The sequence below is a fragment of the Dysosmobacter sp. genome (assembly GCF_052306735.1).
GTDB lineage: Bacteria > Bacillota > Clostridia > Oscillospirales > Oscillospiraceae > Oscillibacter.
Map to the genome: position 1 here is coordinate 72,160 of NZ_DAWBAJ010000006.1, position 13,960 is coordinate 86,119.

15 protein-coding genes and 1 other annotated feature are annotated in these 13,960 nt (G+C 61.4%); of the genes, 12 read left to right on the forward strand and 3 right to left on the reverse strand.

Going from position 1 to position 13,960, the window contains the following annotated elements; all coding sequences use genetic code 11:
• Positions 1 to 118: 118 nt before the first annotated feature.
• Entirely contained in the window at positions 119 to 1,732 is a 1,614-nt protein-coding gene (locus tag ACT67G_RS03040; protein WP_443662953.1) for a putative manganese-dependent inorganic diphosphatase, read from the reverse strand.
• A gap of 251 nt (positions 1,733 to 1,983) precedes the next feature.
• Positions 1,984 to 3,054, reverse strand: a complete 1,071-nt coding sequence (locus tag ACT67G_RS03045) for a M24 family metallopeptidase (protein ID WP_443662954.1) — start codon at positions 3,052 to 3,054, stop codon at positions 1,984 to 1,986.
• Positions 3,055 to 3,508: 454 nt separating this feature from the next.
• On the opposite strand from ACT67G_RS03045, the gene ACT67G_RS03050 reads away from it, so the two are divergent.
• From ACT67G_RS03050 to ACT67G_RS03105, 12 genes are all read left to right on the forward strand, one after another.
• Positions 3,509 to 4,501 carry an ABC transporter substrate-binding protein gene (locus tag ACT67G_RS03050; RefSeq protein ID WP_326214887.1) on the forward strand — a complete coding sequence of 331 codons (993 nt, stop codon included), beginning with the start codon at positions 3,509 to 3,511 and terminating at the stop codon, positions 4,499 to 4,501.
• 145 nt (positions 4,502 to 4,646) lie between these two features.
• Positions 4,647 to 5,591 carry an ABC transporter permease gene (locus tag ACT67G_RS03055; RefSeq protein WP_443662961.1) on the forward strand — a complete coding sequence of 315 codons (945 nt, stop codon included), beginning with the start codon at positions 4,647 to 4,649 and terminating at the stop codon, positions 5,589 to 5,591.
• Positions 5,584 to 6,378 (forward strand): ABC transporter ATP-binding protein, encoded by a 795-nt coding sequence (locus ACT67G_RS03060; RefSeq protein WP_325245344.1) that lies wholly within the window; start codon positions 5,584 to 5,586, stop codon positions 6,376 to 6,378. The genes ACT67G_RS03055 and ACT67G_RS03060 overlap by 8 nt, the downstream gene beginning before the upstream one ends.
• A 335-nt stretch (positions 6,379 to 6,713) precedes the next feature.
• Positions 6,714 to 6,958 (forward strand) — a binding site (T-box leader).
• A 146-nt stretch (positions 6,959 to 7,104) separates the two neighbouring features.
• The gene (locus ACT67G_RS03065; RefSeq protein WP_443662955.1) at positions 7,105 to 8,109 is read left to right on the forward strand and encodes an ABC transporter substrate-binding protein; all 1,005 of its coding nucleotides are present in this window, start codon (positions 7,105 to 7,107) and stop codon (positions 8,107 to 8,109) included.
• A gap of 94 nt (positions 8,110 to 8,203) precedes the next feature.
• Positions 8,204 to 9,058 carry a fumarylacetoacetate hydrolase family protein gene (locus tag ACT67G_RS03070; RefSeq protein WP_443662956.1) on the forward strand — a complete coding sequence of 285 codons (855 nt, stop codon included), beginning with the start codon at positions 8,204 to 8,206 and terminating at the stop codon, positions 9,056 to 9,058.
• Between the two features lie 87 nt (positions 9,059 to 9,145).
• Positions 9,146 to 10,087, forward strand: a complete 942-nt coding sequence (locus tag ACT67G_RS03075; RefSeq protein ID WP_325245350.1) for an ABC transporter permease — start codon at positions 9,146 to 9,148, stop codon at positions 10,085 to 10,087.
• Positions 10,080 to 10,853, forward strand: a complete 774-nt coding sequence (locus ACT67G_RS03080; RefSeq protein ID WP_325245352.1) for an ABC transporter ATP-binding protein — start codon at positions 10,080 to 10,082, stop codon at positions 10,851 to 10,853. The genes ACT67G_RS03075 and ACT67G_RS03080 overlap by 8 nt, the downstream gene beginning before the upstream one ends.
• Positions 10,854 to 10,936: 83 nt before the next feature.
• A complete protein-coding gene (locus ACT67G_RS03085; RefSeq protein ID WP_443662957.1) occupies positions 10,937 to 11,605 on the forward strand; it encodes a Crp/Fnr family transcriptional regulator in 669 nt (222 codons plus the stop codon).
• Between the two features lie 140 nt (positions 11,606 to 11,745).
• On the forward strand, positions 11,746 to 11,949 hold the full coding sequence (locus ACT67G_RS03090) for a 4Fe-4S dicluster domain-containing protein (RefSeq protein ID WP_325245356.1): 204 nt from the start codon (positions 11,746 to 11,748) through the stop codon (positions 11,947 to 11,949).
• Positions 11,946 to 12,554 carry a 4Fe-4S binding protein gene (locus ACT67G_RS03095; protein ID WP_443662958.1) on the forward strand — a complete coding sequence of 203 codons (609 nt, stop codon included), beginning with the start codon at positions 11,946 to 11,948 and terminating at the stop codon, positions 12,552 to 12,554. The genes ACT67G_RS03090 and ACT67G_RS03095 overlap by 4 nt, the downstream gene beginning before the upstream one ends.
• A gap of 83 nt (positions 12,555 to 12,637) precedes the next feature.
• A complete protein-coding gene (locus ACT67G_RS03100; RefSeq protein ID WP_326214881.1) occupies positions 12,638 to 13,114 on the forward strand; it encodes a TspO/MBR family protein in 477 nt (158 codons plus the stop codon).
• Between the two features lie 351 nt (positions 13,115 to 13,465).
• Complete coding sequence (locus ACT67G_RS03105; RefSeq protein ID WP_087235317.1) at positions 13,466 to 13,669, forward strand: helix-turn-helix domain-containing protein; 204 nt, start codon at positions 13,466 to 13,468, stop codon at positions 13,667 to 13,669.
• Positions 13,670 to 13,754: 85 nt separating this feature from the next.
• Here the strand turns inward: ACT67G_RS03105 and ACT67G_RS03110 are convergent.
• Positions 13,755 to 13,960: hypothetical protein (locus ACT67G_RS03110; protein WP_443662959.1), on the reverse strand; the 206-nt coding region annotated here is incomplete at its 5' end.

Here is a 13,960-nt window from a genome sequence, read left to right on the forward strand (position 1 = left end):
CCCAGGATCTGGCAGCCCTGCTGGATCTGCTCTCCCAGGCCCTGATGGGACGATAAGCGCACAATAAACCCCCGGAGACGTGCATGCGTCTCCGGGGGTTCTTTTGGTTTGATCCCTCTCAGCCCCACATGGCGGAGAGGGTGGGAATGACCTGCTTTTTTCGGGACATCACCTTGGGCAAAAAGGCAGAGTTTTCGGCGTTTTTCAGATTGAAGGCCTGGCGGATGGGCTCTTCGTTGCCGGTGAAGATCAGCTGCGTGCCCTCCAGCAGCACGTCGGTGATCATCAGCACCACCATCTCCAATCCCCGGGCCTTGCGGTTTTTCTCCATGGCCGCCAGGAACTCCTCCTTGCGCTTGAGGAGCCGGTCGGAATCCATGCAGGTGATCTGGCTCACCGCCAGGGTGTGGCCGGCGATGTGGAACTCCTTGTAGTCCGTACCCAGCATGGCCTCCACGCTCTTGTCGTCCCCGCTGGTGGCGGAGAAGATGGCCTTGCCCAGATCCTCCAGGGAGACATTGGCGATCTTGGCCATCCGGGTGGCCACATCGATATCCCGCCGGGTGCAGGTGGGGGATTTGAACATGACGGTATCCGACACGATGGCCGAGGCCATAAGTCCCGCCATCTTTGCGGTGGGCATGAGGCCCTTTTCCTGATACATGCCCGCCACGATGGTGGTGGTGGAGCCCACAGGTTCGTTGCGCACATAGATGGGGTTGCTGGTCTCGATGTCCGCCAGGCGGTGGTGGTCCACGATCTCCAGGATCTCCGCCTGCTCCAGTCCGTGGACGGACTGGGCCCGCTCGTTGTGGTCCATCAGCACCACCCGCTTGCGGCGGGGACGCAGCAGATGGAAGCGGGACAGCGTGCCCACCACCCGCTCCTCCTCATCCAGGATGGGGTAGGCCCGGAAGCGGCTTTCCAGCACAGCGTCCTTGACGTCGTCGATGTAGTCGTCCAGATGGAAGCACACCAGGTCCTTGCTCTTGCAGATGCTGGAGATGGGCAGGGCGTGGCAGATGAGCCGCACCGCCCGGTAGGCGTCAAAGGGCGTGGAGATGATGCACGTCTCCCCGTCTGTGGCCACCAGCTCCGGCGACACCTCCGCCTGGCAGACGATGACGCAGCTGACCTTCTTCTCCAGGGCCCGGCGGATCATATCCGGCTGATCGCCGCAGATGACGATGCTGTTTTCGTCAAAGGACACCAGATTCTCCCGGCTGGCCGGCAGGGCGATGATGACCTCGCCGGAGAGCATGTCCCGGATCTGGCCGTCCTCGTTGAGGATCTTGCCCTCCAGCACCGACAGCAGGTTGTAGACCGGCACCTCCCCCACCTGGGGATTGCGGACAGAAGACATATCGTAGTTCGCCACGTCTCCGGCAGAGAGCATGCCGTACAGGGTGCCGTCCTCATTGGTGACCGGCAGGGCGGAGATCCGCTCCTTCTGCATGGTCTGCCAGCCCCGGCTGATGGTGGCGGCGGGAGAGAGCGTGGGGGGCGTGTCGTAGTCCAGATCCCGCACCTGGGTACGCACGTCGGTCAAAAGCCGCGGCGGCTGGAAGCCGAAGCGGTCCAGCACAATCTGAGTCTCATCGCTGATCTGCCCCAGACGGGCGGCCTTGTAGCGCCGGTCTCCCAGAGCATTTTTCAGCGCCGCGTATGCCATGGCGGAAATCACGGAATCCGTGTCCGGGTTCCGGTGTCCGGTGATGTAAATGGTATCCATATCCTCTTCCTCTCCCGGGATGACCCTCATCCCTTTCGATCTTGTTTTTTCCGTATGATATTATGCTGCCCTGGGGCGGCTTTGTCAATCGCCAGCCTTGCGAATTTGTTGCGCAAAAGCTCCGTAATTTGGTAATTTTGCCGCACAATTTCCGTTAATTATCCGGTAAACGATTGCGGCAATCGATTGCTGCCGATAGGGGACAAAGGAGCCGGGGCACAGGCATCCGCCTGCGCCCCGGCTTCCCGGTCTTACAAAATCATCAGTTCCTTGGGGGCCAGGGTAATGTCGGTGCAGCCCCCCTCCGTCAGCACCACCACATCCTCGATGCGCACCCCCAGCCGTCCCGGCAGGTAGATGCCCGGCTCCGCGGAGATCACCGCTCCCACCGGCAGGGGCTTGTCATTGCCCGGCGTGGCGTTGGGGGCCTCGTGGATCTCCACGCCCACGCCGTGACCGAAGCTGTGGCCGAAATAGGCCCCGTAGCCCGCCTGCTCAATGATGTCCCGGGCGGCGCCGTCCACCGCCCGTCCTGTGGCTCCGCCCCGGGCGGCGGCAATGCCCGCCTTCTGGGCGGAGAGCACCGTGTCGTACACCCGGCGCATCTCCTCCGTCACATGGCCCACCGCCACGGTGCGGGTCATGTCGGAGCAGTACCCGTGGTAGATACAGCCGAAGTCCATGGTGACAAACTCGCCGGCCTGCACCGCCCGCTCCGAGGGCACCCCGTGGGGGAGGCTCCCGTTGGGGCCGGACACCACCACCGGGTCAAAGGACATGTTCTCCGCCCCCAGGTGGAGCATCAGGTACTGCAGCCGGGCGGCGATCTCCTTTTCCGTGACGCCCGGGCGGATCTCCCCCAGGATCTGCGCAAAGGCCTGTTCGGCGATCCGCTGGGCGGCGATCATGGCCTCCAGCTCCTCCGGATCCTTCACCGTCCGCAGCTGCCACAAAAGGTCCGTGGCAGGCACCAGCTCACAGGAGAGGGCCTTTCCGTAGGCCTCCCGCTCCCGGACGGTCATATAGGCATCCTCAAAGCCCAGGCGGCGAATGCCCTCCTTTTGTACGATCTCCTCCGTCAGCACACCGTAGCCCCGTCCGGCACCGGTCTCCAGCAGCTCCGCCCGGACGCAGCGGCCCGCCGCCTCCGTGTAGCGGGAATCCGTCATATAATAGGCGCCTTTCCGGGTCACCAGCGCCACGCCGTCGGTGCCGGCGCTGTGGAAGCCGGAGGCGTAGAAGCGGTTGGCCTCCCCGGTGACCAGCATGCCATCCAGGCCCAACTCCTCCAGCCGGGCGGAGATCTTCTCAAAATGATCCATTGCAACCTCCTCAGACGGCACACGCCGTGCCGTCTTATCCGCAATTTTTTCCCACTATAACACCGCCCCAACCCCCTGTCAACGGCACGGTCAGGCTGGGACTTTAACCCGCAGCTTCCGCATTTTTCCACATTCCCCCGGTTTCTATGCCGCCATTTTGGTGAAAATGACAGTTGACTTTATCTCTTTAAAGCTGTATGTTGTAAAAGAAATCTACAGCCGGAGGAACCGGCGGAAAGGAGCACACGCCATGATGATCTTCCGCAGCCGCACCCTGGGTTCTTACCGCTTTACCAAGGTCCGCTTTGCGGGCCGCTATTACCGTGCACAAACGCAATCCCGTCCGGCTAACAGATGATTTCCCGCTTTCCTTTGTAAGAAGAGCGGCTCTGTTTTCGGACAGGGCCGCTTTTTTGATTTCCCCCGCAACTTCCATGAGAAAAGGAGAATTGTGATGAAAAAGAAGCTCTTTGCATGTTTGCTCTCCGCCGCCATGGTTCTGAGCCTGGCCGCCTGCGGAGGCACCACCGAAACCGAAACCACCGACACCGAAGGCTCCGACTCTGAGGGCCAGACCTACACCATCGGCGTGATCCAGCAGATGCAGCATGAGGCGCTGGACGCCGCCACCCAGGGCTTCCAGGACGCCGTAGCCGAGCTCTTCGGCGACCAGGCCTCCGTGGAGGTCCAGAACGCCTCCGGTGAGGCGGCCAACTGCTCCACCATTGTGGGCAGCTTCGTCTCCTCCGGTGTGGATCTCATCATGGCCAACGGCACCACCGCCCTGCAGTCCGCTGCCGCCGCCACCACCACCATCCCCATCCTGGGCACCTCCATCACCGAGTACGGCGTGGCCCTGGGCATTGACGGCTTCACCGGCACCACCGGCATGAATGTCTCCGGCACTTCCGACCTGGCTCCTCTGGATCAGCAGGCCGCCATGCTGCAGGAGTGGTTCCCCGACGCCAAGAACGTGGGCCTTCTCTACTGCTCCGCCGAGCCCAACAGCCTCTATCAGGTAGAGACCGTCCAGGGCTACCTGGAGGAGATGGGCTACACCTGCACCCCCTACTCCTTCTCTGACTCCAACGACCTCTCTGCCGTGGCCACCAACGCCTGCGCCCAGAGCGACGTTCTCTACATCCCCACTGACAACACTGCCGCCACCAACGCCGAGCTGATCGGCAACATCGCCCAGTCCTCCGCCACCCCCATCATCGCGGGCGAGGAAGGCATCTGCTCCGGCTGCGGCGTGGCCACTCTGACCATCAGCTACTATGACATCGGCTATGCCACCGGCAAGATGGCCTATGAGATCCTGGTCAACGGTGCCGATCCCGCCGAGATGGAGATCGAGTACGCGCCCCAGTTCACCAAGAAGTACAACCCCGACATGTGCGATGCCCTGGGCCTGACGGCTCCCGAGGGCTATGAGGCCATCGGCTGAGGCTGATTTTTAAAAAAAGCGACAAAAGGCGGCGGAAAACCTTTTCTTTTCCGCCGCTTTTTGCTATGATGCCTTTTGGTTATCCATTTACACAACGGCCCCGACGGCGTGTCAGGGCAACAGGGAGGAATTTCACTTGAATATCATGCACCTGGTCAACGCCCTGCCGGGCGTTGCGGCCCAGGGCCTCATCTGGGGCATTATGGCCATCGGCGTCTACCTGACGTTCCGCATTCTGGATGTAGCGGATCTGACGGTGGACGGCACCATGGCCACCGGCGGCGCCACGTTCATCATGCTGACCATGGCCGGCGTCTCCATGCCGCTGGCCCTGCTGGGGTCGTTCCTGGCGGGCATGGCCGCCGGCTTTGTCACCGGCTTTTTCCACACCGTATGCGGCATTCCCGCCATTCTGGCAGGCATTCTCACCCAGCTGGCCCTTTACTCGGTGAACCTCAGGATCATGGGGCAGTCCAACCAGCCCGTCAGTTCCCGGGAGTACGACCTGCTGGTGAACCAGCAGAACGTCTCCGTGGTGAGCCTGGAGAACCCCATCTTCATCTCCGCCGTGTTTGTGGCCCTCATCATCGCGCTTCTCTACTGGTTCTTCGGCACGGAGCTGGGCGCCTCTCTGCGGGCCACCGGCTCCAACCCCAACATGTCCCGGGCCCAGGGCATCAACACCAGCTTCACCACGGTGCTGGGCCTGATGATCTCCAACGGCCTGGTGGCCCTCTCTTCCGCGCTGCTGGCCCAGTACCAGGGCTTTGCGGACGTGAACATGGGCCGGGGCGCCATCGTCATCGGCCTGGCCGCCGTCATCATCGGCGAGGTGATCTTCGGCAAGCTCTTCCGGAACTTCGCCCTGAAGCTCTTCGCCGTGGCTATCGGCTCCATCCTCTACTACCTGGTGTGCCAGGTGGTCATCTGGCTGGGTCTCAACACCAACGACATGAAGCTCATCACCGCCTTGATCGTGGCCATCTTCCTGACCATCCCCAACTGGAAGGGCAAGGTCTTCCGCCCCCGGGCCAAGGCCATCTCCGCTGCGGCGGCAGACGATCAGAAGGGAGGCAGCCAGGATGCTTGAACTGAAAAACATCTGCAAGACCTTCAATCCCGGCACCGTCAATGAGAAAAGGGCCCTGACGGGGCTGAACCTCACCCTCAACGACGGGGACTTCGTCACCGTCATCGGCGGCAACGGCGCCGGCAAGTCCACCATGCTCAACGCCGTGGCAGGCACCTGGATGGTGGACAGCGGCTCCATCCTCATCGACGGAACCGACGTCACCCGCCTGCCGGAGCACAAGCGGGCCGCCTTCATCGGCCGTGTGTTCCAGGATCCCATGATGGGCACCGCCCCCACCATGCAGATCGAGGAAAACCTGGCTCTGGCCGCCCGCCGCGGAGAGCGCCGGGGCCTGGGCTGGGGCATCACCAAGGCGGAGCGGGCCCAGTACCGGGAGATGCTCCGTCGGCTGGACCTGGGCCTGGAGGATCGCCTCACCAGCAAGGTTGGTCTGCTCTCCGGCGGTCAGCGCCAGGCGCTGACGCTGCTGATGGCCTCCTTGAAAAAGCCCAAGCTGCTGCTGCTGGACGAGCACACCGCCGCTCTGGATCCCAAGACTGCCGCCAAGGTGCTCTCCCTCTCCGACCAGATCGTGGAGGAAAACCATCTGACCACCATGATGGTGACCCACAACATGAAAGACGCCATCGTCCATGGTAACCGCCTTATCATGATGTACGACGGCCACATCGTCATCGACGTGTCCGGCGAGGACAAGAAGAAGCTGACGGTGCCCGACCTGCTGGCCCTGTTCAGCAAGGTCAGCGGCTCCGATGAAGCCGACGACAAGATGCTGCTCTCCTAAGCCGCTGACCTGACTGCGCCTCGCGCAGGCGCGCCTTTTGGCGCGTGCAAGCGGTTTGCCGGAGGCAAACCCTTGAACCGGGGCGGATTCACTTCGCCCCGGTTGGTTCCATCCAGGGCTTCCGGTCGGCGAAGCCGGCTGGGATCAGCGGCTCCGGCGAAGCCGACGACAAGATGCTGCTCTCCTAAAAAGGCAATTCGTACCCATTCTGGGGCCATTTTCCACAATGGCCCCAGAATTTTTCTTTTGTTCTTTATCTGTTTAAATAAAAAACGCAAATTTTCCGGATAGGGGTTGACATTTCCCCCGCCGCCGCATATAATGCAAACAATCAAGCAAAACCGATGAGCAAGAGGAGTACCCGTTTCGGTCACCTTTCAGAGAGCTGCGGATGGTGGGATCGCGGCAGAGAACGGTTCGGGGAATGGACTTGCGAGGGCAGAGCGAACAGCCATCGGCTCAGTAGCTGCTGACGGGATCCGCACCCGTTATCCAGGCGGCACGGATGATCGTCCGTGGAACGAGCGGGCGCTATGCGTCAACTTGGGTGGTACCGCAGGATTTCAGTCTTGTCCCAATCTTGGGACGGGACTTTTTTTATTGTCCGGAAAGGAGCGTTCTCTATGAAATTATATACGAAGCGATGGCGGCGCCTCAGCTGATGTTTCCAGACTGCGCGACAGCTTCCCCTTTGATAAAATATCTGATATGATTGGAGAGAACACCATGAAAACTTTGAAGAATCTCATCGCCGCCATCCTCACCCTCACCCTGGTCCTGGGCCTCACCGCCTGCGGTAGCTCCAGCAGCAGCGAAACCTCCGCCGAAAGCGGCGGCGAGTCCGCCACCTATAAGATCGGCATCTCCCAGTACGGCGAGCACGGCTCCCTGGACAACTGCCGGGAGGGCTTCCTGGAGGGCCTGGCCCAGGCGGGTATCGTGGAGGGCGAGAACCTGGAAGTTCTCTACGAGAACGCCCACTTTGACAACCAGATGACCACCCAGATCGGCCAGACCTTCTCCGCCGCCGACGTGGACCTGATGGTGGGCATCGCCACTCCCTCCGCCGTGGCCTGCTACAACGCCGCCGAGGATAAGGACATTCCCGTGATCTTCACCGCCATCACCGACCCCGTGGAGGCCAACCTGGACTCCGGCAACGTCACCGGCACCTCCGACGCCCTGCCGGTGGAGGGCCAGCTGAAGCTGATCCGGGCCCTGCAGCCCGACGCCGACACCATCGGCATCATCTACACCACCAGCGAGCCCAACTCCGTCTCCGCCATCCGCACCTATGAGGAGCTGGCCGGGGACTATGGCTTCACCATCGACGCCGTGGGCGTGGCCGCTCAGGAGGAAGTCACCCAGGCGGCGGACACCCTCATCTCCCGCGGTGTGGACTGCCTGTCCAACCTGACGGACAACAACGTGGTGGGCGTCCTCTCCGCCATTCTGGAGAAGACCAACGAGGCCGGCATCCCCATCTACGGCTCCGAGGTGGAGCAGGTGAAGCTGGGCTGCGTGGCCGGCGCCGGCATCGACTACGTGCAGCTGGGCATTCAGACGGGTCTGATGGCCGCCAAGGTCCTCACCGGTGAAGCGACCTGCGCTGACATGCCCTATGAGACCATCGAGAACTACGGCCTCTACATCAACTCCGACGCCATCGCCGCCATGGGCCTCACCGTTCCCGACGACATCGCCTCCCAGGCTCAGGAGTGCGCCGAATAACCTTCCCGCAACGCAATCCCGCCTTTCGCGTGCCGCACAGTCTGTGCGGCACGCAGGCGCGTTTTTCCATCTTCATTGATCAAGGAGACTTTTTATGAAGCTCATCACCTACCGCCTCCGCGGCGCGGAGCATGTGGGCGTCCAGACGGCGGACGGCACCGCCGTGGCTCCCCTGCCCTATCCCGATATGAACACCCTCATTGAGACCGCCTCCCTGGAGGAGCTGCGCTCCGCGGCCGCCGCAGCGGAGACCATCCCCATGGAGGAAGTGGAACTGCTTGCCCCCATTCCCCGTCCCCGGCAGGATGTCATCTGCCTGGGAATGAACTACCTGGACCACGCCCGGGAGGCCGCCCAGTACGACGCCGGAGCCTTTGAGAAGGAAAAGCCCGTGGCGGTGTACTTCTCCAAGCGGGTAACAGAGGCGGTGGCGCCGGAGGGCTTCATCGAAAGCCACACTGACCTGGTGGAGCGGCTGGACTATGAGTCTGAGCTGGCGGTGATCCTGGGAAAGACCGCCCGGAATATCCGGGGGGAGGACGCCGGGGACTACATCTTCGGCTACACCATTCTCAACGACGTCTCCGCCCGGGATGTGCAGACCGGCCACAAGCAGTGGTACTTCGGCAAGAGCCTGGACGGCTTCACTCCCATAGGCCCCTGCATCGTCACGGCCGACGAGATCGCCTATCCCCCGGCGCTGGACATCTCCGCCGCCGTCAACGGCGAGACGCGCCAGCACTCCAACACGGCACTGTTCATCACCTCCATCGGCCAGGCCCTGGAGGAGCTCTCCCGGGGCATGACACTGCTGCCGGGCACCATCCTCTCCACCGGCACCCCCGCCGGAGTGGGCATGGGCTTCGACCCGCCGAAATTTCTCAAGCCCGGCGACGTGGTGGAGTGCACCGTCCAGGGGATCGGTACCCTGCGCAACACCGTCCGCTGAGGAAGCCGCCCCAAAACGGCCTCTTTCGGGGGACACCGGTTTTATTTTCAATGTTTGCCGCCCGCCGCGGCGAAATGAGGGATTTTTATGGATTTTGTGGAGTTGCTCTCCGGCACCGTGCTCCAGGGATTGATCTACGCCCTGGTGTCCTTCGGTGTATACATCACCTATTCCATTCTGGACTTTCCGGATCTGGGTGTGGACGGCACGTTCCCCCTGGGAGCCGCCGTAACCGCCGTGCTGCTGACCCAGGGGGTAAACGCCTGGGCAACGCTGCCCATCGCTCTGGTGGTGGGTGCCCTGGCGGGGCTCATCACCGGCTTTGTCCACGTGCGGCTGCGGGTGCGCAACCTCCTGGCAGGTATCATCACTATGACAGCTTTGTACTCGGTGAACCTGCTGCTGGCGGGGTCCAACCTGACGGTGGACCGGGCCACGGACACCATCTTCACCTCCTCCCTGGCCACGGGACTGCTGGGAGATATGACCCTCACCGGCCGCAAGCTGGTGGTCTCGCTGGTGCTGGTGATCGTGGTGAAGCTGGTGCTGGACGCCTATTTCAAGACCAAGTCCGGGCTGCTGCTGCGGGCGGTGGGCGACAATGCCACCCTGGTGACCACCCTGGCCCGGGACCGGGGCAATATGAAGATCCTGGGTCTGATGCTCTCCAACGCCCTGGTGGCCCTGGGCGGGTGCATCGTCTGCCACGAGACTCGCAGTTACTCCGCTACCATGGGCACCGGACAGCTGGTGTACGGCCTGGCGGCCGTCATCATCGGCGTGTCCGCCTTCCGCTGGTATGAAAACTCCGGCGCCGCCCGGCATCTCCGGGACGTGAAGGGCCTGCGCTTCTTCGCCACCCCCCGGGGCACCACTGCTGTCATCGTGGGCAGCATTCTCTACAAGCTGTGCATCCAGCTGGCCATGCTGCTGGTACCCTCCAGCATGATGAAGTTCATTACGGCGGCGCTGTTTTTGCTGGTGCTGGTGGCCTCCGGCCGGAAAGGAGAGGAGATCATCCATGCTTGAAGTACGGGATATTACGAAGATCTATAACCAGGGCTCCCTGACGGAGCAGTGTCTCTTCGACCACTTCTCCCTCACCGTGGAGGAGGGGCAATTTGTGGCGGTAGTAGGCAGCAACGGCTCCGGCAAGACCTCCCTTTTGAACATCATCTGCGGCTCCATCCCCATTGAGGGCGGCGACGTCCTCATCGGCGGCAAAAGCATCGCGGGCCTCAAGGACTACCAGCGCTACGCCTCCATGGGCCGGGTATACCAGGACCCTGCAGCCGGCACCTGCCCCAACCTGACGGTGCTGGAGAACCTCTCCCTGGCAGACAACAAGGGCAAGCCCTTCGGCCTCACCCGGGCAGTGGACAAACGCCGGGTGGAGGCCTACCGGGAACAGCTGGCCTCCCTGGGCCTTGGGCTGGAGGATAAGCTCCAGGTGCGCATGGGGGCCCTCTCCGGCGGCCAGCGCCAGGCCATCGCCCTACTGATGGCCACCATGACGCCGCTGAAGTTCCTGATCCTGGACGAACACACCGCCGCCCTGGATCCCAAGACCGCCGAGATCATTATGGCCCTCACCGACAAGGTGGTGCGGCAAAAGCAGCTCACCGCCATCATGGTCACCCACAACCTCCGCTACGCTGTGGAGTACGGCGACCGGATCCTCATGATGGACCGGGGCCATGTGGTGCTGGACCGGGCGGGGGAGGAAAAGAAAAATACCTCCATCGACGACATCCTCTCCATCTTCAACCGCATCTCCATGGAGTGCGGCAACTGAACTCCGGCCCCGGCGGAACGGGTTGACAGCCCTCCGCCGGGGCATTATCATGGAATCATCATTTGCGGAAAGGCGGACACCCTATGGATATCGGCACATACCTCCCCTTTTGGAAGGAGCTTACCCCCCAACAACAGCAGGCCCTGAACTCCCAGGCCACGGTGCGGCATTTTCCAAAGGGCACTATGGTCTATGGGGGCGGCGGCGACTGCGCGGGGCTGATCCTTCCCACGCAGGGGCAGCTGCGGGTTTACCTTTTGACGGAGGAGGGCAAGGAGCTGACCCTCTACCGGCTGTTTCCCCGGGATCTGTGCCTCTTTTCCGCCTCCTGCATCATGCGGGGCATCCAGTTTGACGTACAGGTATCGGCGGAGCGGGACACGGAGGCCTTCCATATCCCCGCCCCTGTTTACGAACAGCTGATGCGCACTTCGGCGGCGGTGGCCAACTACACCAATGAGCTGATGGCCACCCGCTTTTCCGACGTCATGTGGCTGATGGATCAGATCCTCAGCAAGAAGATGGACAGCCGCCTGGCGGCGTTTTTGCTGGATGAGAGCCGTCTGGAGGGCAGTGCCTCCCTCCCCCTCACCCACGATCAGATGGCCCGGCACCTGGGCACCGCCCGGGAGGTGGTGACTCGGATGCTCAAGTACTTCCAGACGGAGGGGCTGGTGCGCCTGAGCCGGGGCGGCGTGGAGCTGACGGCACCGGAAGTGCTGGAGAAGCTGGCCAAAGACAGCTTACGGTGATTTTATCACGGAACCGGGCGGGCCGGTTCTGGTATCCTGTGGTCATTCGTTGACCGGGATGCCGGAGCGGCTCGCCCGGTACTTTTTTATGGGCGGAATGCGTATGGTAATGCATCTGCCGCAAGCAGGGAGGAATCGCAATGGCACGTAAACTGGCCCAAGTGGAGCAGCGCCGCTGTGTGGGCTGCGGATGCTGCGTCAAGGCCTGCCCCCTGGGGGCCATCGCCGTTCACAAAGGGCTGTATGCCGCTGTGGACGCTGCCCGCTGCGTGGGCTGCGGCCGCTGTGCTGCCGCCTGTCCCGCCGCCATCATCACCGTCATTCCAAGGGAGGAACCCGCATGAAGACCAAACAGCGCCACTGGTACGACTATCTCTGGATCGCCACCGCCGCCTATCTGATCCTGGGATTTTTCAACATTCTCTTTTCCTGGCTGGGCCTTTTGTGTTTCTTTATTCCGCTTCTCATGGCCATTTTCGGCAAGGAAAAGGGCTACTGCAACCGCTACTGCGGCCGGGGCCAGCTGCTGGAGCTGCTGGGCAGCCGGCTCAGCCGGCGTCTGCCGGTGCCCCGCTGGATCAGTTCCAAGGTGTTCCGGTACGGCTTCCTGATTTTCTTCCTGGCCATGTTCATCAATATGCTCTTCACCACCTACCTGGTCTTTGCGGGGCAGCGGGAGCTGGGCCAGGCGGTGACCCTGCTGTGGACCTTCCGCCTCCCCTGGTACTGGGCCTACCATGGAACCATCCTGGCCCCCTGGGTAGCGCAGTTCGCCTTCGGTTTTTACAGTGTGATGCTCACCTCTACGGTGCTGGGCCTTGTGACCATGGTATTCTTCCGCCCCCGCACCTGGTGCGTCTACTGCCCCATGGGCACCATGACCCAGCTGGTGTGCCGGGCCCGGGAGAGCGGCGGCGGCTGCTCCGGCGTCTGCTCTGAAAAAGCGTGATGTGCAGACGGCAGGCTACTGCCGACTTTCACGTGTGAATAGAATGCTCCAGGGCTACATACGCTACTTTCAGGTGATGCTCTGTGAAAAAATTCCCGTGGAAACCCTATGTATTCTGGATCCTTTTTACGGAGGCAGTGGGAGCACTCTCCGGCTGGCTGACCCGAGACGGCGCAAAGCACTACGGGGAGGCCATCGTGCAGCCGCCTCTCTCGCCTCCCGCCATCGTCTTTCCCATTGTCTGGGGCATTTTGTTCGCACTCATGGGGATCGGCGCAGCCCGGATCTATCTCTCCCCCCCATCCGCTGCCCGCTCCCGAAGCCTGCTGCTCTTTTTGGTACAGCTGGCCTTCAACTTCTGCTGGAGCCTTCTGTTCTTCAACCTGCAGCGCTTTGGCCTAGCCTTTGTCTGGCTGATGGTGCTGTGGGGGCTGATTCTCTGGATGATCCTGTCTTTCCGCAGGACAGATTCTCTGGCCGCATGGCTCCAGGTACCCTACTTTCTGTGGGTTACCTTCGCCGCCTATCTGAACTTCGGCGTGTGGCTGCTGAACCGATAACCCGGAAGCCAGCATCCGCGCGAAAAAGTCAGGAAGCCTTGCTGAAGGCTTCCTGGCTTTTGCAATATGGCGTCCCTGAGAGGATTCGAACCTCCGGCCTACCGCTTAGGAGTATGGCGTGCCGCTTGGTACATCGTCCGTTTCATAATTTGCCTTGTTGTTTTATCCGAAATTGTATTGCCTGGTTACTGGTCAATCTGCATAAAAATCCCTGTGATGCCGCCTCGTGACGGGGCGTTCAGAAAGTCAAATTAGCAAATTCTTAGCAGGAATGGTGTCTGACAGGGCCTTTCTCATCAGGGAAACCGGGCAGGTATGGGCAAAATGCCGACAAGAAACAGGAGTCAGATTATGAGTGCATCGGGCGGAAAGCAGACGCCGAAAAACAGAACCTACACCGTGGAGGACATAGCCGCTATTCTCGGCATTGGAAAATCCTCTGCCTATAAGCTCGCAAACTCCGGCGAGTTTCAGACGATCCGGATTGGAAACATGATCCGCATTTCCAGAAAATCTTTTGAGGATTGGCTGGGGATGGAGGAGAACGAGGAGTAAGTTTTCAAAATTCAAGGGAACAACTGAATACAGACCGGCCATCTGCCGGGGAACGCCATAGGCTACACAAACCTGTGGCGTTTTTTTATGCCCTGCCGAGGGTGCATGAAACTGTATGAATACGGGTGGGAAATCCCCTGTTTTTTTGCCTGTGGGCGGCAAAAGCGAAACCGCCCATATTCTTTCCCTTATGGGAGGCGGGACGGTGATACAGGGGCAAAAATCCACCGAAACGCACACTTTTCAAAACCGAAGGAAGGAGGTATCCAACATGGCGGTATTCCGCATTGA

Bases quoted from the DNA above. Each gene is read 5' to 3' on its own strand.
- ACT67G_RS03040 (WP_443662953.1), bottom strand. From the start codon at position 1,732: ATGGATACCATTTACATCACCGGACACCGGAACCCGGACACGGATTCC.
- ACT67G_RS03045 (WP_443662954.1), bottom strand. From the start codon at position 3,054: ATGGATCATTTTGAGAAGATCTCCGCCCGGCTGGAGGAGTTGGGCCTG.
- ACT67G_RS03050 (WP_326214887.1), top strand. From the start codon at position 3,509: ATGAAAAAGAAGCTCTTTGCATGTTTGCTCTCCGCCGCCATGGTTCTG.
- ACT67G_RS03055 (WP_443662961.1), top strand. From the start codon at position 4,647: ATGCACCTGGTCAACGCCCTGCCGGGCGTTGCGGCCCAGGGCCTCATC.
- ACT67G_RS03060 (WP_325245344.1), top strand. From the start codon at position 5,584: ATGCTTGAACTGAAAAACATCTGCAAGACCTTCAATCCCGGCACCGTC.
- ACT67G_RS03065 (WP_443662955.1), top strand. From the start codon at position 7,105: ATGAAAACTTTGAAGAATCTCATCGCCGCCATCCTCACCCTCACCCTG.
- ACT67G_RS03070 (WP_443662956.1), top strand. From the start codon at position 8,204: ATGAAGCTCATCACCTACCGCCTCCGCGGCGCGGAGCATGTGGGCGTC.
- ACT67G_RS03075 (WP_325245350.1), top strand. From the start codon at position 9,146: ATGGATTTTGTGGAGTTGCTCTCCGGCACCGTGCTCCAGGGATTGATC.
- ACT67G_RS03080 (WP_325245352.1), top strand. From the start codon at position 10,080: ATGCTTGAAGTACGGGATATTACGAAGATCTATAACCAGGGCTCCCTG.
- ACT67G_RS03085 (WP_443662957.1), top strand. From the start codon at position 10,937: ATGGATATCGGCACATACCTCCCCTTTTGGAAGGAGCTTACCCCCCAA.
- ACT67G_RS03090 (WP_325245356.1), top strand. From the start codon at position 11,746: ATGGCACGTAAACTGGCCCAAGTGGAGCAGCGCCGCTGTGTGGGCTGC.
- ACT67G_RS03095 (WP_443662958.1), top strand. From the start codon at position 11,946: ATGAAGACCAAACAGCGCCACTGGTACGACTATCTCTGGATCGCCACC.
- ACT67G_RS03105 (WP_087235317.1), top strand. From the start codon at position 13,466: ATGAGTGCATCGGGCGGAAAGCAGACGCCGAAAAACAGAACCTACACC.